Origin of the sequence: Cognatundibacterium curvum, from assembly GCF_014284235.1 — a bacterium.
Taxonomy (GTDB): domain Bacteria; phylum Pseudomonadota; class Gammaproteobacteria; order Burkholderiales; family Burkholderiaceae_D; genus Undibacterium; species Undibacterium curvum.
This window is the reverse complement of sequence record NZ_JACOGD010000006.1, coordinates 113,062-134,792: the sequence shown is the minus strand read 5'-3', so window position 1 is coordinate 134,792 and position 21,731 is coordinate 113,062. Positions and strand designations below refer to the sequence as shown.

The window sequence follows — 21,731 nt, the reverse complement described above, 5'->3', positions numbered from 1 at the left end:
CCCTAATCAGTAATGCGGTGGCCGTTCATCCAGGACCGGCTGCCGCTGCGCTGCCGTTACGGCCAGTTCGCGCAGGCGCTTGGCCATCGCTGTGCATAGGGCTTCCAGTTCATCGATCTTTTTTTGCTGACGATAGACCTGGGTATTGAGGGTATCGACCAGATCATCTTGCCGCGACAGGCGGATTTCCAGGTCGATTAAACGTTCTTCGGTACTCATACGGTTCTCTATGCTTTCTGTGTGGTGATCGGTGTGAAGATCTGCTTGATGATACAAGGCGCACAGTATGCCATACCAGTTCATGCTGACACGCGCTGCGTTTGCCAGACCGTCATAGTGCGCAGCAGCGCCGGAATGCATGCTGCTGCCTGAGCCGGAAAAACCTGTTGACCAGATGCGCCCCAACTTGCATCCTGAGCGTATGAATATCCTGTCTTTCCTACGCCGCCAGTCCTTACTGGTCACCCTGTTGAGCTGTGCTTTGTACAACGTTGATGATGCTGCAGCACAGCCGCTCAGCCCCGCAGCAAGCACGCAAGCTGGCAGCGGCTCGCCGGTGGTGATCGGCTATTTTTTACTCGAAAAAGAACAGCTCGCCGGTCAGCAAAACGGCAGCCTGCGCGCCAGCGATATCCAGCCCGATGTGGCTCGCCAGCTGACCCATATCAATTTTGCGTTTATGGATATCAATGCCAAAGGCGAATGCGATTTTGAAGCTGGTACCAATGCACGCCAGGCAGCGCGCGCACTGACCCAGTTGCAAGCGTTGAAGCGGCATCAGCCCGGCTTGCGCATCCTGTATTCACTCGGTGGCTGGACCCATACCAATGATGACAGCACTGACGTGGAACGCTACCGCCAGGCAGCCGCCACGCCGGACGCGCGCAGCAAGCTGATACGCTCTTGCGTCAGCCTGATGCAGCGTTACCGTTTCGATGGTGTGGATATTGATTGGGAATATCCACGCGCACAGGATGCCGCCGCGTTTACCGACTTATTACGTGAATTCCGGCAGGCGCTGAACCAGGCTGGTCGCCATCGTGCGCGCCCTTATCAGCTGACCATCGCTGCCGCCGGTGGTGCCTTCAATATGGCGCGTACCTATGCGGCCTGGCCGGCAATTGCGGCCAGTGTCGATTACATCAACCTCATGACTTACGATTTGAATGGCAGTTGGGAAAAACTCAGCAATCATCAGGCGCATTTGTTTGGCGAACCCGGTGAGGCGCTGTATGACAATCCCATAAGCGCACTGGCTGCACCCAGCCTGACTGCAGCGCAGCTGGAGCAGGACTTTCCGGCGCGTTTTGCACTGACGGTAGATGCCGCAGTTCAGCAATATCTGGTGGCCGGTGTACCAGCGCATAAGCTGGTACTGGGTTTTCCGTTTTACGGGCGCGCCTTGTTTCAGGTCGGTGCTGACAAGCAGGGCTTGCATCAGCGTTTTGTGACACCAGCTGGCGATCATTATCAAGGTGACGTCAGCTTGCTGACCGGTTGCCCAAGCTGCGTACAGCGCGGTGACCCACGTCTGCCTGCGTATGCCGATCTGCAAGCCATGCTGGCGGGTAGCTATGGGTATCAGCCACAGTATTCAGAGATCAGCCATGCCAGCTGGCTCTGGCATCCGCAACAGCATATTTTTGTGAGTGCTGACGATGCGCGCGCGGTACAGGCCAAGGTCGCCTACCTGCGCCATCAGGGTCTGGCCGGAGCCATGTTCTGGCATCTGGGGCAGGATGCGCAGCAAGCGACTCTGCTGAGCCAGCTACATAGCGCGCTCTATCAGCAAAGCTGTCAGTTACGCGTGCATCCTGCAGCGCTGGTATATCGGCCGCTTGCCAGTAATCCGCGTTGCGAAATTCGCTGAGCCTTCCAGGTATGACCGTCAGGAACAGACTTGCACGCTGAATGACAGTTTGTAAATTCACAGACTTATCAGCTAAGATGCATTATCCCCACTGCCAACCGGACAACTCAGTGAAAGCTTTGTTATTGCGATTATTTGGCTTACAAACTCAGGATGGCGCTGCTACCGCTGTGCTTGCCGCGCCAGCCCCGACCACTGCTGCTGCACCTGAACCCGCAGCGTCCAGCCCTGATCTGAGCCTGCAATGGCAATTACCGGCGCGTCAGCTGGCGCAATTCAACCAGTGGATGCTGGGTCCACATCTGGGCGCGCCCAGTCCCTACACTGAGCGTGCCGTACTGGCTGCACTGGACCGTGTGTTACACAGTGAATTATCTGGTTCTCAACTGATACCGCGCGTTCCCAGCGTACTGCCGCAACTCTTGAAGAGCCTGCGTGATGAAAACATCACGGCCGGTGATCTGGCGCAGCAAATTGCGAAAGATGTTGTACTGGTCGCAGAACTCATGGCAGAGGTGAATAGCTCTTGTTACCAGGGTTCGCAAAAAATAAACAGTCTGGATAAAGCAGTACAACTGCTGGGTTTAAATGGGCTGCGCATGCTGATCGCTCGCAATGCGTTCCGGCCTTTGATACAGGCACAAAGCGGCCATCTGACGAATGCACTGGCACCGCTGATTTGGGAATACACAGAAAAAACAGCACAAGCCTGCCGGCTGCTTGCATTACAACGCGGACTTGATGAATTCACCGCTTTCCTGGCCGGACTATTACGCCATGTCGGTTTGATTATCGCCTTACGCACCATAGACCAGACCGGCGTAACGCGGCAGTTACCGGCCTCTGCGCGTTTTCAACAAAATCTGATGGAACAAGCCTTGTTACTATCGGTGCATGTGGGCCGCCAATGGCATTTTCCTGACACCGTATTGGATGCTGTATTGCACGCCGATACAAATGAAAACCATGCACCGGATGACTATGCACTCAGTCATTGCTTGTGGCAAGCGCTGCAAATAACACAGCTCTATTTGCTGCAACGTGCAGAAGTCGTAGCGACTGCAGAGGTAGAAGCGATGTTCGAGCAAATGCCGCAATTACTTGCTTGCTGTACAGGCTTGCAATCAGCAATGGACATCGGCTGACATTTCTTGGCAATTTAAGATATCTGTGTTTCCTTATTTTTAAAGCGATTTATTTTTCTCTTCAAATAAAGTAATTGAAGCCAAGTTATTAAAGCAAAATACGCCGTTCTCCGCTGATTCAACACGACGAATTACTTTGTTTTAACAACTCAGCCCTAACTGATTCTGGCGATGGGATTGGTACTGTCTTGTAGAGCGTATAAGCGCATCATGTCATTAAATTTCTGCATGCGTATTTCTGCTCAGATCGCTTTACCATTCATACTCTTTTGTGCCAGTTTCTGGTTCACAGAAAACTGCTGATCATAAGCAAATTTTTCTTCCGCATTCATACGACGCGCTGCGACAATCACTTGTTGGACTTCAGCACTTTCAGTATCGAAAGCGATTTTCTCCTGCTCTGTCATGCGCTTGGCAACGATGCTGACAGTCTGGATTTCAGCTTGTGTGCTGCGGGTTTCAGCAGTAAATGCCTGGCTCACAGCAGCGACACCGGCACACAAAGCGATACTCAGAATCAGGCTGTTTTTGATCGTGGATTTCATTTTATTTCTCCTTCAGTGGTTGGTTGATGTGTGTACTGTAGAAGAAGCACTGTCAAGCTGCGAGCACATTGCGACGAAGTGTAAAAAGACGGGAGTGAAGCTGCAAAAATACGCGCTGAATGTTGCCCAGGGGCGCAGACAGCACAGCCTGGTCTGACTGTTTGGCCTGGCACAGCAGGCGTTTTCTGAATTTTGTGACATTACGCAAAATAAACATTACCAGATAGAAATTACTTGAATTCTGCACTAGTATTACCTGACCCAAGTATTTTTCCGGATGCTGCTTTTATACAGGAGATACACTGTGTTACAAGAGTATGCCAACAGTAGCCCGATGCTTGCAGCGACCTCGTCGCAGAATGGTGAGCACACCGCCAACCCATGTCTTGAGTTCCTTTCCTTCACCTTAGGAAATGAGGAGTACGGCATTGATATCCAAAGAGTGCAAGAGTTGCGCGGTTACGAAGCAGTGACGCGAATCGCAAATGCACCCGACTTCATGAAGGGCGTGATGAATCTGCGCGGCGTGATTGTGCCCATCATCGATATGCGCATGAAATTTTCACTGGGCTCACCCGTCTACGACCAGTTCACCGTCGTCATCATTATCACGATCCAGGGCCAAACTCTGGGCATGGCGGTCGACAGCGTGTCGGATGTCATTACCCTGACCCAGGATCAGATACGGCCAGCGCCGGAAATGGGTTCGTCGATTGATGCAGATTTCCTCATCGGTCTGGCACCGCTGGAAGACCGTATGTTGATACTGATGGATATAGAACGCTTTATGACCTCGACCGACATGGGACTCAACCTCTCTAGCCTCAATACGCACTAGCCGCCCAGCGGCATCTATGCATCAGGAGACAACAATGAGCATCGCCAAGCGCCTTTATCTGTTAATCGGTATTTTTTTCTTAGTTCTGATCTCAGTTTCCGGGCTAGGGATTATGCAGATCAATAAAGTTTACACAGTGACCAACTTCACCAATGTCAATACAGTACCCAGCCTGCTCGACATCGGTAATGCGTTTCGCTTTGCTGCACAGACCCGGGTTCAGATGTGGCAGCACATTACAGTCGATGATCCAGAGCGTAAAACTGCGTTGCAAAAGTCGATTAGTGAAGCACATCAAAAGGTCTTAGACGCATTTGCCAAGTACGAAAAAGAAGATTTAACCGATGAAAAAGACCGGGCTTTGTTGGAACAATCCAAAAAATCCTATGAAGAATTCGCCAATCTGCGCACAAAGGCATTAGCCTTATCTTCAGAAGGTAAACGCGATGAAGCCAGGGATTTCATCTTGGGTAATCAAGCCATTCCAGCCAAAATGGCTGATACGCTGGATGAACATAAAGCCTTTAATGCTGATTTGGGAAACAAGGCAGCACAAGAAGCGTCGGCTACAGTGAATTCAGCTACCTGGCTTTCAGCGCTGATCACCTTAGTTGGCGTAATTCTGGTACTGGTATTTGGCCTGTCATTGATACGTAAAACCGTCGCATCCCTGAGCTATGCTGTTCAGGTAGCGCAAACTGTTTCCAGTGGCGACCTGACCAGTCAGATCGAAGTACACAGCCAGGACGAGGCCGGTAAAGTCTTGCAGGCACTCAAAGAAATGAATACCAGTCTGCTCAATATCGTGTCGCAGGTACGTTCCAGCACCGATAATATCGCCTCTGCTTCAACTGAGATTGCAACGGGCAATATGGATCTGTCCTCGCGCACAGAACAGCAAGCCGGTTCGCTGGAAGAAACCGCGTCCTCAATGGAAGAACTGACCAGCACTGTGCGTCAGAATGCGGATAATGCGCGGCAAGCGAATCAACTCGCGGTCTCAGCTTCAGAAATCGCCATGAAGGGTGGCGATGTGGTGGCCCAGGTGGTCGATACCATGAATGGGATCAATGAGTCTGCCCGTAAGATTGTCGACATTATCGGTGTGATTGATGGCATCGCATTTCAGACCAATATCCTGGCGCTGAATGCTGCCGTAGAGGCAGCAAGAGCCGGTGAACAGGGCCGGGGCTTTGCAGTGGTCGCTGCGGAAGTGCGCAATCTGGCCCAGCGCAGTGCGAGTGCAGCTAAGGAAATCAAAGTCTTGATTGATGACTCGGTCGGCAAGGTTGAGCGCGGCACGCAACTAGTCGGTGAAGCCGGTGCCACTATCCAGGAAGTGGTCAGCAGTGTACGCCGTGTGACTGATGTGGTCACTGAAATCAGCGCTGCGAGTCAGGAGCAAACATCGGGCATAGATCAGATCAATATCGCGATCACCCAGATGGATGAAACCACGCAACAAAATGCAGCGCTGGTGGAGCAGGCTGCGGCAGCGGCGGCCTCACTGCAGGATCAGGCGGCCAGCCTGTCCGAAGTGGTCAGTGTGTTCAAGGTCAATGGCATGAGCGGCGTTGCGGACAAACCCAGGTCAGCGGCTGCGAGACCAGTCCGCCCCGCAGCCATGGCACCAGCCAAAGTGAAGCAGGCAGCCATCGGCCATAGCGCCACTGTCTCACGTGCATCCACGCCTTCCGGCAAATCCGACGACGGACAATGGGAAGAGTTCTGATGCCCGGTTAAGCGCTTCACATCTTCAGCTCAGGGCGTCCCGGCTTTAGTGGAGACGCCTTTTTTTCTAAAAATTGTGCAATGCAATAAATACTAATGAGAAATATGAAATCTTAATGACATTCATAAATAACATAACTTGATATCTGAATAAGTCATTGGATTCTTGCGATGCGGATGACTATCATGGCTACATCATTCAACCACACAAGGAAATATCATGATCAGCCTGATTATTTTGACCCAAATCATCGCTACTATCGCTATCCTGACAGCCGCATTAGCTGACTGATTGCAACACAGATGTAAGAATTTGTTGCAGCGCAATATATTGATGTAAACCGTAATACCCGCTTTATTATTCAGCTTGCCGCCTGCTGTTCGCGCTGGCTGATGCATTTTAGCTATATTGTTTTATCGCCTCACACTACGGGCTATTCGCCCACCAGGCAGTCCACGCCGGATAACTGCCGCTGTACCAGACTGATCCTGCCGCATACGCTCACGTTTCCGATGCGGCAGTGACATACCGATCCGGCATTCCCTTTTTTCTTAGTTTGCCTTGCTATGCTGAACCGATACAGCTGCGCTTTTCTGCCTGCATTTTCCTGAGCCGGGCACGCAACGCGTACAATAGCGCCTTATTTCCTGCTTCTTTGTTCTTTCCATGACTATTCTGCTCACAACGCTCAATGCCCGTTACGCCCATGCTTCATTAGGATTGCGTTACCTGCTTGCCAATATGGGAGAGTTGCAGGCGCAAACCCAGCTGCATGAATTTGTAATCGGTGCGCGCAGTACCGATGTGGTGGAAAAAATCCTGGGCTATCGCCAGGAAGGCGAAAAGCTGATCGTCGGTTTTGGCGTGTATATCTGGAACGTGGTGGAAATCACCCAAATCGTCGCGGTGTTAAAACGGGTCGCACCGGAAGTCGTGATTGTGTTAGGTGGGCCCGAGGTTTCGCATGAAACCGGCGACCAGGAAATCATACGGCTGGCCGACTATGTGATCACCGGCTGGGGCGATATCAGTTTTCCGGAATTGTGTGCACAAATCCTCAATGGTCCACAACCGCTGATGAAAGTGCATGCTGGCAAACAGCCACCGATGAATGAAATCAAGCTGCCCTATCAGTTATACACCGATCAGGATATCCGTCACCGTACCCTGTACGTTGAGGCATCGCGCGGCTGCCCGTTCAAATGCGAATTCTGTCTGTCGGCGCTCGACAAAACCGCCTGGCCATTTGATATCGATGCATTTCTGGCGGAAATGGAAAGTCTGTATCAGCGCGGTGCGCGCTTATTCAAATTCGTTGACCGCACCTTCAATCTGAATATCAAAACCAGCCTGAAAATCATGCAGTTCTTCCTCGATAAACTGGAAGCGGCGCCGCATGATCCTGTGTTTGCTCACTTCGAAGTGGTGCCTGACCATTTGCCGGATGCACTCAAAGAAGGCATACAGAAATTCCCGGACGGTACACTGCAATTTGAAATCGGTATCCAAAGCTTTAACCCGACGGTGCAAGCTCTGATCAGCCGTAAACAAAACAATGACAAAGCTGCCGACAATATACGCTGGCTGACCACCCAGTCGCATGCACATTTGCACGTCGATCTGATTGCCGGTCTGCCCGGTGAAACCATGGACAGTTTTGCGCAGGGCTTTAATCATCTGGTGTCGCTTAAACCGCATGAAATACAATTTGGCATTCTGAAACGCCTGCGCGGCACACCTATCATCCGCCACACCGAGGCCTACCAGCTGCGCTTTGATCCGCAACCACCTTACACCATCCTGGCGAACCAGGATGTGCCTTTTACCGATATGCAGCGACTGGTGCGCTTTGCGCGTTATTGGGATATGGTGGCCAATTCCGGACGCTTTGCCAACACGCTGCCGGTAATGCTGGCGGACGACCCGTTTGCGCGCTTCATGGCGTTTTCGGACTGGATATTTGCCAATACCGATGCCACCCACAGAATCGCACTCGACCGCCTGGCCGCCTTAGTTGGTCAATGGCTGCAGTTGCAAGGCATGTCAGCGGCCGACTGCAAAACCTTGCTGGCCAGCGACTACGCCGGCAGCGCCCAGCATCAGCAAGGCAGCAGCCATAAAGGCCAGCAAGCCAATCAGGAAAAAGGCAAAGCGACGCCGCAAAGACAGCGACAGCACATGGTGGCTTAAAGAAAAATATGGGGATCAGCGTATCCCCATATTTTTTATTGCCATGAAAAATTTTTTTGTAGAGTCGCTATGAAAAAAAGAATTTCATCAACACGGTTTGCTCTGTTTCAGACGCTCCACATATGGTCGCCATTCTTGATTCTGTTATTAGTTACACTGGCTATCCTGTTCGCATCCTACCTTTACCATAATTGGAATTTCCTGATATATACGGTGTTAGGTAGCGCGGGGCTGCCACTTATTTTGAGCGGCTATTTTCTTTCTCATGCATTTAATGGGATGCGAAGTACGCCATCCATCCCATGGATATTAAGTCTTCATTCTTTCTACTTAGAAATAGAAAATACGGCACATATTTCGACTATCGACTTACGACAAGTAAAGCGTTTCGTACTAGTTAGCGATGACGACTGGGATTTACCACGTGGGCTGGAAGACACCTGTTTGGTCTTATGGATGAATTGGGGTTTAATAATTAGCGTCCCAGGTTCTAGTCCTGATTTTCACCAACTAGTGATGAGTCTCCATCAATCATTTTCGATAGAAGTAAAAGATTTATGTGAGTAGCCCAGTATTACGCATTCAACGAATGAACTTGTTTGCCAATGATAATCAGTGATTCAATTTGCTTTACGGGGCGGGAAAATAGCGCGGTTCAGTTCGCCATTGCGGCGTGTAGTCTGGATCACGGTATTGATGCGGTGTATCCAGTCTTCATATTTGGGACTGGCCGCAAAGCATAATTCGTCGATCAGCAAGGGCTTGTCCAGTACCACGAAATCCTCGCCTGGCGATAAGCCTGAGGATTTTTCGGCGGCGATCATCTGATGTAAAAACTGACTGACTTCCTCGGCGCGCGTGTGAAAGTCGCCGAACAACATCACATCCATACGATGGTTGATCAGCTTACGCAAACGCGCCGTATGTGAACTCACATCTTCTTCCACTTTGAACAGCTTGTTACGCTGTGCTTCGAACTCATCGCCATAGCCGGAACCACGCACCACGCCGACGGTTTTGCCGCGTAAATCTTCTATGCCACGAAAAGGAAATACCGCATCGCTACGCACCACCAGCCAGACCTGGTTACTCAGAAAAGGCTCGGACAGAATCAGATTTGGATGACTGCGCCCGGCGCTGACACCAAAGGCGATGCCTTCGTGATTGCGGGTCTTTTCGTAAAGCCGTGTATACGGATAACGCTCAATGTCGAACTGCAGTGCCAGCCGCTGTTCAAACAGGTCGAGCAAACGCCGTATCTCTTCGCGTAAAGGCAGCATCTGGCCCGCTTCGTTGCGGTTCTCACGGATATACAAGGTGAGACGGGTTTGTGCCATCAGCGGCGCGGCGGCCAGACTTCCAGCCACGGCCAGACCGCAGCGTAACAGCTGGCGCCGTAACTGGTCTTCTGGAAGCAGGGAATAATCGCTCATCAATGTACTAAGAAAAATATTTCCAATAGACTGGTTAAGTGCCGATTAACTACCCGCCATACTTGCTGCAATCATCCGGTGGATACTTCGCCGAGTATGCGCCGCTAGCTTATACCAGGCAAGACAATTGCACCCGCACCAGCAAACCTGTTCCACCCGGTGTTGGGTTTGTGCTGTCTGCGCGCTGCTGCGCATCTTCCAGCGTAATCCTGCCCTGATGCAGCTGCACGACATCACTGACGATACTCATGCCCAGACCGGTACCGCCCGGGTGCGCGGCACTGCTGCTGAGGGCACGATAAAACGGCTGAAATACTTTTTCTTTATCCGCATCGGACAAGCCGGGACCATTATCCTGCACTTCCAGCAGCACACTACTGTCTCTGGGCAGCACACGGACCACAATCTGCCCGCCAGCCGGGGTATAGGTAATCGCATTGTCGATCAGATTGGTCAGCATCTCATGCAGCAGCAAGGCGTGACCGCGCAATCTGACTTCAGTATCGGCTTCCAGTGCCAGATCGATTTGCTTGCGCACCGCACTCAAGGCCAGTTCCAGACATACCTCGCGCGCCAGTTGCGTCAGACTCAGTTCTGTCATTTCCATTTCGGCGACCCCATGCCCGGTACGTGCCAGCGTCAACAGACGGTTGGCCAGATACACTGTGGTATCGGTAGTCTGGGCGATGCTTTGCACGATCTGGCGCATGGCAACCGGATCATCTTCACGCAAAGCCAGTTCGGCCTGGGTTTTCAATACGGTCAGCGGTGTGCGTAACTGATGGGAGGCATCGGCGATAAAGCGCTTCTGCCCCGAAATCAGCTGATCCAGCCGCGCCATATAGCCATTCATGGCCAGCACCAGCGGCCGTATCTCCTTGTGCACGATCAGCGGACTGAAATCCGACAAATCGGTCGGCTCCCGTTCCGCCAAGTGGTAGCTGAGCTGCAGCAAGGGATGCAAAACAAAACGCAGCGCCAGCCAGACCAAGAGCGCCACCGCAATCACCAGCAACGCCTGGCGCAGCAAGGTATCGAGCAGAATCTTGCGCGACATGCCACGTCTGGCATCCAGCGTTTCAGCCACTTCCACCAGCGCGATGCCACGCATCCTGTCGTCATACACAGGCTGATGCAAGGCCGCGATGCGTATAGGCTGGCCCTGATATTGGGCATGGAAAAAATGGACCAGCGCCGGATAAATATCGGAGCGCGCAACGTTTTTGGGTAAGCCCGGTAAATCTTCATAACCGGAGATGTATTCTCCATGGATGCCGGATACCCGGTAATACAGGCGTCCCAGCGTGTCGGTCTCGAAACTGTCTAAAGCCACATAGGGCACGTCGACCGTCACCTTACCGTCCACAATCGCGATACGCTCACCCAGTGCACGCGCTGACGACAGCAGCGAGCGGTCATAGGCCAGATCAGCCGCATCAAGCGCATTGTTATAAACCGAGAACGCGTTCAGTGCCACCAGGATGACCAGCGGTATCAGTAACCAGCGCAGGAACTGACCACGCAGACTGCCGAGCTGGTCCTGGTTCTGCATCAGCGCGATTCCAGTAAGTAGCCTATACCGCGCAGCGTAACGATGCCGACTTTGCCCTGACTGACGTTATCGAGCTTCTTGCGCAGACGGTGTATGTAAATTTCTATCGCATCCAGATTCGCATCGTCGTCCAGCGCGAACACCTGATCAAACAGTTTATCCTTGGGCACAGCCTGTCCGGGCCGCGTCATCAGCACTTCCAGCACCGCGTATTCACGCGGCGTCAGCGACATCGGTGCCTGCGCATAAAAGAACTGACGGATCACCGTGTCGAAACTCAGTTCACCACATTGCAGCACCACCGCCTCGTTACCCTGTGCGCGGCGCAATAAGGCTTTTACGCGCGCCTCCAGTTCAGCCAGCTCAAAAGGTTTGGGCAGATAATCATCCGCCCCCAGATTCAGCCCCTGCACTCTGTCCTGCAAGCCACCGCGTGCGGTCAGGATCAGCACCGGTGTCTTGCTGCCGCGCGCGCGCATGCGCTTAAGCACATCCAGCCCATCCATTCTGGGTAAACTTAAATCCAGTATCACCAGCGCATATTCCTGGGTATGCAACAAGGCATCGGCATCGGCGCCGTCATGAGCCACCTCTACCGTCAGACGCGCATCACGCAAGGCCTTGGCCAGCCAGTGCGACAATTCCTGATGATCTTCAACTAACAGAATACGCATAATATTTTTATCTGCAGGACCGCATAAAGCCCGCTCTGCCGCCAGCACCAGACAGATGGCTTGTGAGCGATCCTGTAATGATCTGCAGAGCCTGTCTCCCGGCTCCAATCCTCAGGCAGGCCAGATTCAGGCACCACCTTGCGCGAAGAATCGCATAAAACGCGTACAAAATCGACTATCGCTTGGTACTGAGACGGATTTTTTGCAGGAATGAAACAGCAGCTATACCTAAGACCGGGATATTGCGGGCTGTAAGCGAATTGAAAGCCAGCGCAGAGTAAACCTGCGCATACTCTGATGCATACTGCAGCGCATGTATCAAAAGCGCGTGACATCCACTATGCTGAAAGCGGACTGAAAGTAATCCGCCGCTATGATTTGTGCCATCAGCCGCCGTGTCTGGCTGAAATAAGGATAAACGATGAAATTGCCGCTGCGCCTCGCCCTGTTGTTATGCAGCCCGCTATGGATGGCGGGAACAGGCATGGCCGCGACCAATATACCTGAGGCCGACAGCCGCTGCGTGGTACCGGCCAAGCCTGGCGGTGGCATGGACCTGACCTGTAAACTGATACAAAAATCGCTCACACCAGGCAAGGTACAGCTCAGCTATCTGCCGGGCGGTGTCGGCGCGGTGGCCTGGACCTCGGTACTCAGTCAGCGTCTGACCACCAGCAATACACTGGTCGCGTTTTCCGGTGGCTCACTGCTGAATATCGCGGAAGGTAAATTCGGTAAGGCCGATACCTCACAAGTGCGCTGGGTAGCTGCGATTGGTACAGATTACGGCATGATCGCGGTACGCCGCGACTCCCCCTACAAAACCCTGCGTGAGCTGATGGAAGCCATGCGCAAGCGCCCAGCCAATTTTGCGATTGCAGCAGGCGGCACGGTAGGCAGCCAGGACTGGCTGAAAATGGCGCAGATAGGGCGGCTGGCTGGCATTGATCCGAAAGCCCTGAAACTGGTGGCCTTTGAAGGTGGGGGTGAGTCCTTTACCGCATTGATGGCGAATCATGTGCAAGTCGTTTCCGGCGATGTGTCGGAAGCCGCGCTGCATGCCAAAGATGGCGATATCCGCGTACTGGCCGTGTTGTCCGACGCACGTCTGCCCGGTGTGCTGGAAAACATCCCTACCGCCAGAGAGCAGGGCTTCGACGTCACCTGGCCGATTATCCGTGGTGTCTACATGGGGCCACAAACCAGTGATCGCGAATATCAGCAATGGGTACAGACCTTTGAACGGCTCATGAGCAGTAACGGTTTTGCTGAACAACGTAAAGCCGCTGGTCTCTATCCCTTTTCCATGACAGGAAAACAGCTCAGCGATTACATAGAACAGGCAGTAATCCGTTACCGCTCACAGGCGCATGAATTCGGCATGATACGTTAAATCCAATAGCAAACAGAACGCAGGAAACCAGCACAACAAAAATGGCAGTACAGGTAGTACAGATTACATCGGCAGCAAACGTTATACCAATAAAACATACAGGAGATAAGCACATGAAATCCACATCACTGGTACTGGGCACCGTCGCCGCTCTGGCATTCAGCACAGCCATGGCACAGGCGCCTGCAGGCTATCCGGCGGACTACAGCAAGATTGTTGATGCTGCTAAAAAAGAAGGCAAGCTGGTCATCTATAGTGCTACCGACACCAAGGCGGTTGAGCCTATGATCAAGGACTTCCGCAGCATGTATCCGGATGTGCAGGTCGAATACAACGATATGAATTCCACCGAAGTCTATAACCGCTATATTTCTGAAATGGCGGCCGGTGGTAACAGTGCTGATCTGATGTGGTCATCTGCGATGGACCTGCAGACTAAGCTGGTATCCGATGGCTACGGCATGCAATATGCATCCCCTGAGCTGAGCAATATCCCACAATGGGCGATCTGGAATAATGCGGCTTACGGCACCACCTTTGAACCTGCTGTTTTTGTCTATAACAAGCGTCTGGTCAGTGCCGATGAAGTACCGAAAACCCATGCCGAATTTGCCAAGCTGCTGACCACCAAAGCCGACAAATTCAAAAACAAAGTCACGACCTATGACATCGAAAAATCCGGCGTCGGTTTTATGTTTATCACCCAGGACAGCCGCGAAAATCAGGCATTCTGGGACCTGGCCAAAGCCTTCGGGAATGTGAGTGTACGTGTGCAGTCTTCAACTGGCACCATGCTGGAAAGAATCTCCTCGGGTGAGAATCTGCTCGGCTATAACATTCTGGGTTCCTATGCGCTGGTACGCGCTGCTAAAGATCCGTCTATCGGCGTACAGATTCCTAAGGATTACACGCTGGTCTTGTCACGTGTGATGTTCATCAGCAAAGCGGCCAAGCATCCGAATTCGGCCAAGCTGTGGCTGGATTACACACTGTCCAAACGCGGTCAGACCATGATCGCCAACGAAGCCAAACTGTATGCGATCCGCGCCGACGTGAAAGGCGAAACCACGTCTTCCGAACTGGCCAAGCTGATCGGTCCGGGTTTAAAACCGCTGCCGGTCAATCCTATGCTGCTGCAATATCTGGATCAGGCCAAACGCCTGGCCTTCCTCAAACAGTGGAAAGAAACTGCCGGTAAAAAATAAGCCGGTAAGTGGCGCGTTGGCTATACTGCGCTGGCGCGCCCAACTTACCCGCTGATATCAGCATATTTCTGCTGCCTTCCTGACTGACTTTTTTGGGCGAATTATGAGCACCCTGAGCCTTCCTGCGCCGCGCTGGTGGTCGCGTTTTAACTGGCCACGTGGTCTGGTGGTGACACTGACCATCCTGGCGATTTTCACACCACTTTCCCTGATCTTTTTCCAGAGCTTTCTGAATGCACCGTTTTTTGCGCCGGTCAAAGAACTGGGTCTGGATTCCTATCGCTTTATTCTGGATGATCCGGATTTTAAACAAGCCTTCATCAATGGCCTGATCCTGGCGACCGGACTGGCGGTCATCGCGGTACCACTGGGTGGCATGCTGGCCTTCCTGATGACGCGCACCGATCTGCCTGGCCGCCAGTGGATAGAACCGCTGCTGCTGATTCCTATTTTTGTGTCACCGATGGTGATGGCCTTTGGCTATGTGGTGGCGATGGGCCCGGTCGGCTTTTATACCGTCTGGCTGCGCCAGCTGACTGGCGTTGAACCCTGGAATATCTATTCCTTTTTCAGCATCGTGCTGATTGCTGGTCTGACCCATGTACCGCACGTCTATCTGTACTCTTCGTCAGCGCTGAAAAGCCTGGGTTCCGATGTGGAAGAGGCGGCGCGTGTCACTGGCGCCTCACCGTTCCGGGTCGCGCTGGATGTGTCACTGCCTATGATCATGCCAGCCTTGTCCTTTGCTGCAGTGCTGGTGTTTTTCTTAGGCTTTGAAGTATTCGGCCTGGTGCTGGTGTTAGGTGATCCTGAGGGCCATCTGGTGCTGGCCACTTACCTGTATAAGCTGACCAATAAACTCGGTACACCTTCCTACCATTTGATGGCTGCGGTGGCAGTTTGTCTGGTGGCAGTCACGATGCCGCTGGTCATGCTGCAGCGCTGGTTACTGAAGTCGGCCAATAAATATGTGTCGATCAAAGGTAAGGGTTCGCGTCAGAAGCCGCTGCCGCTGGGACCATGGAAATGGCTGGCGTTTGGCTTGCTGGCAGCCTGGCTGATTTTCACCGTCATCATTCCTTTGTCTGGCATCGTACTGCGTGCGTTTGTGTCGTACTGGGGTGAGGGCGTGGCACTGGCAGATGTACTCACGCTGCAGCATTTCCGTGACATTCTGGAACAACCCTCACTGATGCGCGGCATCCTCAATACCGTACTGATCGGGATTATCGGTGGTGCGCTGGCGGTGATTTGTTATGCCGGTGTGGCACTGGCCATGCATCGCAAACCGGACAGCATCACCCGTCTGCTGGATTACAGTGTGCTGGTGCCGCGTGCGGTACCGGGCTTACTGGCCGGTCTGGCCTTTCTGTGGGTATTCCTGTTCGTTCCAAGCTGGCTGGAAGGTGGGCTGAAGGGCATGGATAATGCGCTGGCAAGCTGGCTGATCGACAATCTGATTCCGCAATTGCGGGCGCTGCGCTCGACCATATTCTCAGTCTGGCTGGCGTATACCATCGTCTGGATGGCCTATGGCCTGCGTCTGATTTCCAGTGCCTTACTGCAGGTTGGACCTGAGCTGGAAGAAGCAGCGCGCGCCGTCGGTGCCCAACGCGGACAAGTCACGCGCGATGTCACTTTACCCTTAGTGAAATACGGTCTGCTCGGTGCCTGGCTGATGATCTTCCTGATTTTTGAACGTGAATATTCCACCGGTGTGTATCTGCTGTCGCCGGGTACGGAAGTCATTGGTGCCTTAATTGTTTCCCTGTGGGCGGGTGGCTCGGTTGATCTGGTCGCTGCGCTGTCCTTTATCAATATCACGCTGGTTGCCATTGGCCTGGGTCTGGCACTGCGTTTCGGTGTGAAGCTGAATCACTGATGCACGCCAATAACCATCCTGAGCTTGCTGCTATAGCCCGTATTGAACATTAATTGGAAAACTATCATGTCTGACTTAAGTGTAAAAAATCTCACGCTGGAATACGGTTCCGGTGCCACAGCCAACCCCATCCTGAAGGGGGTTTCTATGGACTTGCAACGCGGTGAAGTGGTTGCCTTGCTGGGGCCTTCCGGCTCAGGTAAGACCACATTACTGCGCGCTGTGGCGGGTCTGGAATCGCCGAAAACCGGCACTATCCATCTGGGTGAGCGCGCGATATTCGATGGTGCACAGGGGCTGGAAGTCCCGGCGGAACAAAGGAATCTGGGTCTGGTGTTTCAGTCTTATGCCTTGTGGCCGCATAAAACGGTATCGGAAAATGTCGCCTATGGTCTCAAGCTGCGCAAAATGAATAGCAGCGACATCGCGGTCAAAGTCAAAGAGGTATTGGGTCAGCTCGGTCTGGGACATCTGGGCGAACGCTTTCCTCATCAGTTATCCGGCGGTCAGCAGCAACGCGTGGCAATAGCGCGTGCGCTGGTGTACAACCCACCGGTTATCTTGCTGGATGAACCCCTGTCGAACCTGGACGCCAAACTGCGTGAAGAAGCACGTGCCTTCCTGCGCGAACTGATCGTACGCTTGCGTTTGTCGGCGCTGATGGTGACCCATGATCAGGGCGAAGCGATGGCAATCTCTGACCGCATCCTGCTGTTGAATAACGGCGTAATTGAACAACAAGGCACGCCGCAAAGCATGTATGAAACACCGGATACCTTGTTCACCGCAGAATTCATGGGCAGCAATAATAAATTGGCGGTCAAAGTCATCGAGCGGCATGGCGACTACGCGACGGTACAAGCCAATGGCCACACACTCAAGGCGACACTGCGCGGTAAACAGGTCGCAGCAGATGCGACGGCCATTATCCGTCTGGAAAAAGTCAAAATCAGCACCACAGCTTGCGACAATAGCATAGAGCATGAACTCAGCACCTGCATGTATCTGGGGGATAAATGGGAATGCCTGTTCGGTCATGCAGAACACGGAATCCGCGCTTTCTCATCGACTAAGCTGGAACCGGGTAAATACTGGTTGCAATTGCCGGCAGACAAGCTCTGGGTCTATTAAGGCCGGCCTCAGTGTCACGTCGGATGGCAGTGTCACCCGACGTGACAAAAAAACACACATAATGCCTTATATTTTTGCAATAAACAGTAAAATTTGGGAAGACGCTGCAGGGTTTGACGCATAATGATCAGGCTCAAACAGTCCTCACATTTATGTCTTCTGCATTGAATTTGCGTGGCATTTTTTCAGGTACATCGCGTGCACAGTGGCTACTGAGCGCGATGATGATAGGCTTGTATTTTTTGTCAGGCCAATTGGCCCTGACCATACCCAATCAAACACTGGCCCTCAGTCTGATCTGGCTGCCAAGCGGTATCGCCGTTTTTTCAATACAGCGTTTTGGCAGACCCATGATTTCCGCCTGTTTCCTGGGTGCAATGTTACTCAATCTGCAGTTCGGACAAGCTTTTTCCACTTCCGTCATCCTGAGCACCTGCAGTACTGTGGGCCCCGGCTTATGCTGCTGGATGCTGAGTCAGCAAAACTTTGATCCGCACTTTTCACGCCGTCGTGATGTGGCGGGTTTCACCGTCGCTATCCTGGCTGGCAATGGCCTGTCTTCCACACTAGGCATGCTATGGCTCAATATCAGCCTCGATCAGGCACCGCCGCTGATTTCCTGGCTGACCTGGTGGGCTGGCGACCTGGCTGGAACTTTACTGATAGCGCCCTTATTGTGGAATTTGTCACGGCGGAATTTTCAGCAACTGGGTGAACAATGGAAAGAAGTGAGCCTGTTTTTTGTGCTGTTCTGTACCACCAACTGGTTCATATTTTTATCCGAATATAACCGGCTCCCTTTGAAATTCGTGACCGCATTTCTGATGATATGGCCAGCGTTGAGGCTCAATATCTGCGTTGCCGCCATGGCGAACCTGATTGCAGCCCTGTTTGCGGCCTGGTCAGCTTCACAGAATCTTGCCCCCTTCGGCCATGACGGTGCTGGCAGTCTGTTCACGCTCTGGGGCTATATCTGCATTCTGTCACTGATTACACTCACCACCACTGCATTACAGGCGGAACACGCGCGGGCTGGCAAAGATGTGGCCGAAGCCTATGAACGCATGCATAAAATTGCGTCGCGTCTGCCAGGACTGATACTGCAATATCGCATACATCCCGATAACAGTACCAGCATTCCCTTTGCCAGCGCAGCAATCAGCTCACTGCTGGAGCTGGAACACGATGAAGTGAGATCAGATGCTGCACAGATTTTTCAGCGGGTAGATCCGTTTGACCGAGCGCAAGGAATACATAAATTCCAAAATGCCATGCAACAGATGGCACCTTGGCAAGATGAATTCCGATACTACCGGCGCGATGGCAGCGTGCGCTGGCTGTATATCGATAGCTTGCCGGAAAAAGAAGATGACACCGGCAGCATACTCTGGCATTGCTTTATTACTGATGTGACGGAACGCAAACAGGCAGAAAGTGAACTCAGGATTGCAGCTTGTACTTTCGAATCTCAGGAAGGCATTTTCGTTACTGATGCGAAATGGCGGATTTTGAAAATCAATCAGGCCTTTACCCGTATCTCCGGTTTTGAGACAACGGACCTGCAAGGTCAATTCCCACCCCGGCATGTGACTACAAGCCAAAACCTGGCTTTTTTCAAAAAAATCCAGACCACCCTCGATGAGCTGCATTTCTGGCATGGAGAATTATGGAATATCCGCAAGGATGGCTCGGTCTATCCTATGTTGATCACCTTAACCGCGATACTGGATGAACAGGGCAAGCTGACCAATTATATAGGCTCATTTACCGATATCAGCCGCAACAAAGGCTATGAAGCAGAAATCCGCAATCTCGCTTTCTATGACTCTCTGACGCAACTTCCTAATCGCCGGCTACTGATGGACAGACTGACGCATCTGATCTCAGTCAGCCAGCGCAATCAAAGCCACAGTGCCATCCTGTTCATCGATCTGGATAATTTCAAGACGCTCAACGACACCCGAGGCCACGATGCGGGAGACTTGCTGCTGGTCGAAACTTCGCGCCGGCTCAGCAGTTGTGTGCGTGAGAGTGATACTGTGGCCCGTCTGGGGGGAGATGAATTTGTGGTGGTGCTGGAAGAACTTAGTGAGCAGCGTGATGAAGCCATGCGCCAGACCGACAAAATTGCAGAAAAAATCCGCCAGATCCTGAGCGAACCCTATCAGATTGCGGACTTTGAACACCATGGCTCAAGCAGCATAGGCGTCTGCATGTTCAGCGGCAGTGATACCACCGTCAAGGATTTGTTCAAGCGCGCGGATACCGCCATGTATGAAGCAAAAACAGCCGGCCGTAATGCGGTCAGGTTCTTTGACCCTGCGATGCAGGCCATCCTGGTTGTACGCATGATGATGGAATCCAATTTACGGATAGCTTTGAGTCAGCAGCAGTTTGAATTACATTATCAATGTCAGGTCAATGCCGACAGAAAGCTGATCGGTGCGGAAGCCCTGCTACGCTGGCACCATCCCGATCGTGGCTATATTTCTCCAGCCGAATTCATCCCCTTAGCGGAAGAGACCGGCCTCATTATCGCAATCGGCAACTGGGTGCTGGAAACAGCCTGTGCCCAGCTCAAACGATGGGAACAGAATGCCGCTACCGCCCATCTGAGCCTGGCTGTGAATGTCAGCGCTAAACAATTCCAGCAGAGCGACTTTGTCGAGCAAGTGACGGATATGGTCAGACGTCATGCGATCAATCCTGCTCATCTTAAAATCGAACTCACAGAAAGCACCATCCTGGATAACGTTGACGCTACCACCGAAAAAATGTCGCAGCTCGGAAAATCCGGTATCCGCTTTTCTATGGACGATTTTGGTACCGGTTACTCTTCACTCGCGTATCTGCAAAGGCTGCCCTTAAACCAGCTTAAAATAGATCAATCCTTTGTACGTGATTTGAGTGAAGATGAAAATGATGCCACCATCGTTCGTACCATCATTTCACTTGGCGTCAATCTGGGTTTGCATGTGATTGCGGAAGGGGTGGAAACCGAAGCCCAACACAAGTTCCTGCTGGCGCATCACTGCCATGCCTTCCAGGGCTATCTTTTTTCCAAACCCTTGCCATTAGATGACTTTATGATGCTGGTCAGCCAGCAGGAACACAGATATACAGGCGCGTCGGCCTGAGCCGCATATCATTTCTGTACCGCGCCGTGGCAATTACTCACACCAGGCCAGTGACAGGCGGCCATCTTGCAGCGGCGGGCACCAAAAATAAGCCGTAGTCAAAGGCTGGCTGAAACGGAATAAGTCATCCGTCACACCATCTTCGGCACCACTCATACGTGTCAGTTGTACCTCAAATGGCGCAAACGAAGTCGCAAATGCGACAAAATACAAGCCACCACGCGCACCTTCTGACCAAGGCATAGAACGGCGCATGACAAAGGCTTCAGGCGTAAAGTCTTCCTGGGCGGTTCGCTTGACATGAGCAGACTCTGGCGCATCCTCCAGCTCTTCATTGTCGGAACGGCGGCGGCCTATCATCTGATCCTGCTCTGTCTCCGTATAGGCATGAAAGCGCGCAAACTGATGCTCCCATTGCTGGACCGCGACGTAACTTCCCCCGTCCGGCGCAATCGCCGCGCGCACAGCATCATCTTGTTGCGGGTTTTCAGTACCATCTTCATAGCCAGTCAGATCGCGGCCACTGCCATATTTAAACGCACTGACTTCCTGTTGTAACTGAAAAATGGGACCGAGGGCCTGTACCACACGCTGTTGCTGATGCAGCAGTTCACCACGATCACTTTCACGCAGCCACAACCATAGTGCAGCAGGGGTGGCCGGCAGAACGACTTTGCTGTTTGCGATACCGGTGAACTCGAGCAGGCCCGGAATCTCTACCCTGAGTGCCTGAGCCAGCGTCATACCGACGCCCACTACGATACGCTTACCATCAACCAGTGTCTGTAATTGCTTTAACGCGGCTTTGACCGCACTGGCATCCGTATCTTCCTGCAAATCAAAACTCAGGTAAGTGGCATGTGCCGGCAAAGCATCCAAAATCGCAGCTTGGTGAACAGACATACAGACTCCCTAAAAAAAGTAAACAATTGATCCGCACACTAACCCGCCGTGCTGGAATACGATTGCACAAAAGCATAAGCGATTCTGCTCATTTCTGCAGG

At 52.4% G+C, this 21,731-nt stretch carries 16 protein-coding genes; 10 read left to right on the top strand and 6 right to left on the bottom strand.

Annotated features, from left to right (window positions below; translation table 11 throughout):
• Nucleotides 1-6 precede the first annotated feature (6 nt).
• Complete coding sequence (locus H8K43_RS19195) at nucleotides 7-360, bottom strand: SlyX family protein (protein WP_329604517.1); 354 nt, start codon at nucleotides 358-360, stop codon at nucleotides 7-9.
• On the opposite strand from H8K43_RS19195, the gene H8K43_RS12460 reads away from it, so the two are divergent.
• Together H8K43_RS12460 and H8K43_RS12455 are read left to right on the top strand one after the other, a co-directional pair.
• Nucleotides 359-1,870 carry a glycoside hydrolase family 18 protein gene (locus tag H8K43_RS12460; protein ID WP_186904141.1) on the top strand — a complete coding sequence of 504 codons (1,512 nt, stop codon included), beginning with the start codon at nucleotides 359-361 and terminating at the stop codon, nucleotides 1,868-1,870. The genes H8K43_RS19195 and H8K43_RS12460 overlap by 2 nt on opposite strands.
• 110 nt (nucleotides 1,871-1,980) lie before the next feature.
• Nucleotides 1,981-3,015 (top strand): HDOD domain-containing protein, encoded by a 1,035-nt coding sequence (locus tag H8K43_RS12455; RefSeq protein WP_186904140.1) that lies wholly within the window; start codon nucleotides 1,981-1,983, stop codon nucleotides 3,013-3,015.
• 242 nt (nucleotides 3,016-3,257) lie between these two features.
• Here the strand turns inward: H8K43_RS12455 and H8K43_RS12450 are convergent, their stop codons facing one another.
• Complete coding sequence (locus H8K43_RS12450; protein WP_186904139.1) at nucleotides 3,258-3,560, bottom strand: hypothetical protein; 303 nt, start codon at nucleotides 3,558-3,560, stop codon at nucleotides 3,258-3,260.
• Between the two features lie 334 nt (nucleotides 3,561-3,894).
• On the opposite strand from H8K43_RS12450, the gene H8K43_RS12445 reads away from it, so the two are divergent.
• From H8K43_RS12445 to H8K43_RS12435, 3 genes are all read left to right on the top strand, one after another.
• Nucleotides 3,895-4,398: a chemotaxis protein CheW gene (locus tag H8K43_RS12445; protein WP_186904321.1), complete on the top strand. Its 504-nt coding sequence runs from the start codon at nucleotides 3,895-3,897 to the stop codon at nucleotides 4,396-4,398.
• 34 nt (nucleotides 4,399-4,432) lie between these two features.
• The gene (locus H8K43_RS12440; protein WP_186904138.1) at nucleotides 4,433-6,130 is read left to right on the top strand and encodes a methyl-accepting chemotaxis protein; all 1,698 of its coding nucleotides are present in this window, start codon (nucleotides 4,433-4,435) and stop codon (nucleotides 6,128-6,130) included.
• Between the two features lie 666 nt (nucleotides 6,131-6,796).
• Entirely contained in the window at nucleotides 6,797-8,320 is a 1,524-nt protein-coding gene (locus H8K43_RS12435) for a B12-binding domain-containing radical SAM protein (RefSeq protein ID WP_186904137.1), read from the top strand.
• A 620-nt stretch (nucleotides 8,321-8,940) separates the two neighbouring features.
• On the opposite strand, the gene H8K43_RS12430 is transcribed toward H8K43_RS12435, so the two are convergent.
• The 3 genes from H8K43_RS12430 to H8K43_RS12420 form a co-directional block, all read right to left on the bottom strand.
• Complete coding sequence (locus H8K43_RS12430) at nucleotides 8,941-9,753, bottom strand: substrate-binding periplasmic protein (RefSeq protein ID WP_186904136.1); 813 nt, start codon at nucleotides 9,751-9,753, stop codon at nucleotides 8,941-8,943.
• Nucleotides 9,754-9,862: 109 nt separating this feature from the next.
• Nucleotides 9,863-11,305: a sensor histidine kinase gene (locus H8K43_RS12425; RefSeq protein WP_186904135.1), complete on the bottom strand. Its 1,443-nt coding sequence runs from the start codon at nucleotides 11,303-11,305 to the stop codon at nucleotides 9,863-9,865.
• Entirely contained in the window at nucleotides 11,305-11,979 is a 675-nt protein-coding gene (locus H8K43_RS12420) for a response regulator (protein WP_186904134.1), read from the bottom strand. The genes H8K43_RS12425 and H8K43_RS12420 overlap by 1 nt, the downstream gene beginning before the upstream one ends.
• Nucleotides 11,980-12,400: 421 nt before the next feature.
• On the opposite strand from H8K43_RS12420, the gene H8K43_RS12415 reads away from it, so the two are divergent.
• The 5 genes from H8K43_RS12415 (at nucleotide 12,401) to H8K43_RS12395 (ending at nucleotide 20,727) form a co-directional block, all read left to right on the top strand.
• Entirely contained in the window at nucleotides 12,401-13,372 is a 972-nt protein-coding gene (locus H8K43_RS12415; protein ID WP_408058528.1) for a tripartite tricarboxylate transporter substrate binding protein, read from the top strand.
• A 113-nt stretch (nucleotides 13,373-13,485) separates the two neighbouring features.
• Nucleotides 13,486-14,577 (top strand): ABC transporter substrate-binding protein, encoded by a 1,092-nt coding sequence (locus H8K43_RS12410; protein WP_186904133.1) that lies wholly within the window; start codon nucleotides 13,486-13,488, stop codon nucleotides 14,575-14,577.
• A 103-nt stretch (nucleotides 14,578-14,680) separates the two neighbouring features.
• Nucleotides 14,681-16,459: an ABC transporter permease gene (locus H8K43_RS12405; protein ID WP_186904132.1), complete on the top strand. Its 1,779-nt coding sequence runs from the start codon at nucleotides 14,681-14,683 to the stop codon at nucleotides 16,457-16,459.
• Between the two features lie 66 nt (nucleotides 16,460-16,525).
• Nucleotides 16,526-17,590: an ABC transporter ATP-binding protein gene (locus H8K43_RS12400; RefSeq protein WP_186904131.1), complete on the top strand. Its 1,065-nt coding sequence runs from the start codon at nucleotides 16,526-16,528 to the stop codon at nucleotides 17,588-17,590.
• 152 nt (nucleotides 17,591-17,742) lie between these two features.
• The gene (locus H8K43_RS12395) at nucleotides 17,743-20,727 is read left to right on the top strand and encodes a bifunctional diguanylate cyclase/phosphodiesterase (protein ID WP_186904130.1); all 2,985 of its coding nucleotides are present in this window, start codon (nucleotides 17,743-17,745) and stop codon (nucleotides 20,725-20,727) included.
• Nucleotides 20,728-20,760: 33 nt separating this feature from the next.
• On the opposite strand, the gene H8K43_RS12390 is transcribed toward H8K43_RS12395, so the two are convergent.
• On the bottom strand, nucleotides 20,761-21,630 hold the full coding sequence (locus H8K43_RS12390) for a Dyp-type peroxidase (protein WP_186904129.1): 870 nt from the start codon (nucleotides 21,628-21,630) through the stop codon (nucleotides 20,761-20,763).
• Nucleotides 21,631-21,731 lie beyond the last annotated feature (101 nt).

Coding starts and splice junctions, on each gene's coding strand:
- H8K43_RS12460 (WP_186904141.1), top strand. CDS start 359: ATGCTGCTGCCTGAGCCGGAAAAACCTGTTGACCAGATGCGCCCCAAC.
- H8K43_RS19195 (WP_329604517.1), bottom strand. CDS start 360: ATGCATTCCGGCGCTGCTGCGCACTATGACGGTCTGGCAAACGCAGCG.
- H8K43_RS12450 (WP_186904139.1), bottom strand. CDS start 3,560: ATGAAATCCACGATCAAAAACAGCCTGATTCTGAGTATCGCTTTGTGT.
- H8K43_RS12445 (WP_186904321.1), top strand. CDS start 3,895: ATGCTTGCAGCGACCTCGTCGCAGAATGGTGAGCACACCGCCAACCCA.
- H8K43_RS12440 (WP_186904138.1), top strand. CDS start 4,433: ATGAGCATCGCCAAGCGCCTTTATCTGTTAATCGGTATTTTTTTCTTA.
- H8K43_RS12435 (WP_186904137.1), top strand. CDS start 6,797: ATGACTATTCTGCTCACAACGCTCAATGCCCGTTACGCCCATGCTTCA.
- H8K43_RS12430 (WP_186904136.1), bottom strand. CDS start 9,753: ATGAGCGATTATTCCCTGCTTCCAGAAGACCAGTTACGGCGCCAGCTG.
- H8K43_RS12425 (WP_186904135.1), bottom strand. CDS start 11,305: ATGCAGAACCAGGACCAGCTCGGCAGTCTGCGTGGTCAGTTCCTGCGC.
- H8K43_RS12420 (WP_186904134.1), bottom strand. CDS start 11,979: ATGCGTATTCTGTTAGTTGAAGATCATCAGGAATTGTCGCACTGGCTG.
- H8K43_RS12415 (WP_408058528.1), top strand. CDS start 12,401: ATGAAATTGCCGCTGCGCCTCGCCCTGTTGTTATGCAGCCCGCTATGG.
- H8K43_RS12410 (WP_186904133.1), top strand. CDS start 13,486: ATGAAATCCACATCACTGGTACTGGGCACCGTCGCCGCTCTGGCATTC.
- H8K43_RS12405 (WP_186904132.1), top strand. CDS start 14,681: ATGAGCACCCTGAGCCTTCCTGCGCCGCGCTGGTGGTCGCGTTTTAAC.
- H8K43_RS12400 (WP_186904131.1), top strand. CDS start 16,526: ATGTCTGACTTAAGTGTAAAAAATCTCACGCTGGAATACGGTTCCGGT.
- H8K43_RS12395 (WP_186904130.1), top strand. CDS start 17,743: ATGTCTTCTGCATTGAATTTGCGTGGCATTTTTTCAGGTACATCGCGT.
- H8K43_RS12390 (WP_186904129.1), bottom strand. CDS start 21,630: ATGTCTGTTCACCAAGCTGCGATTTTGGATGCTTTGCCGGCACATGCC.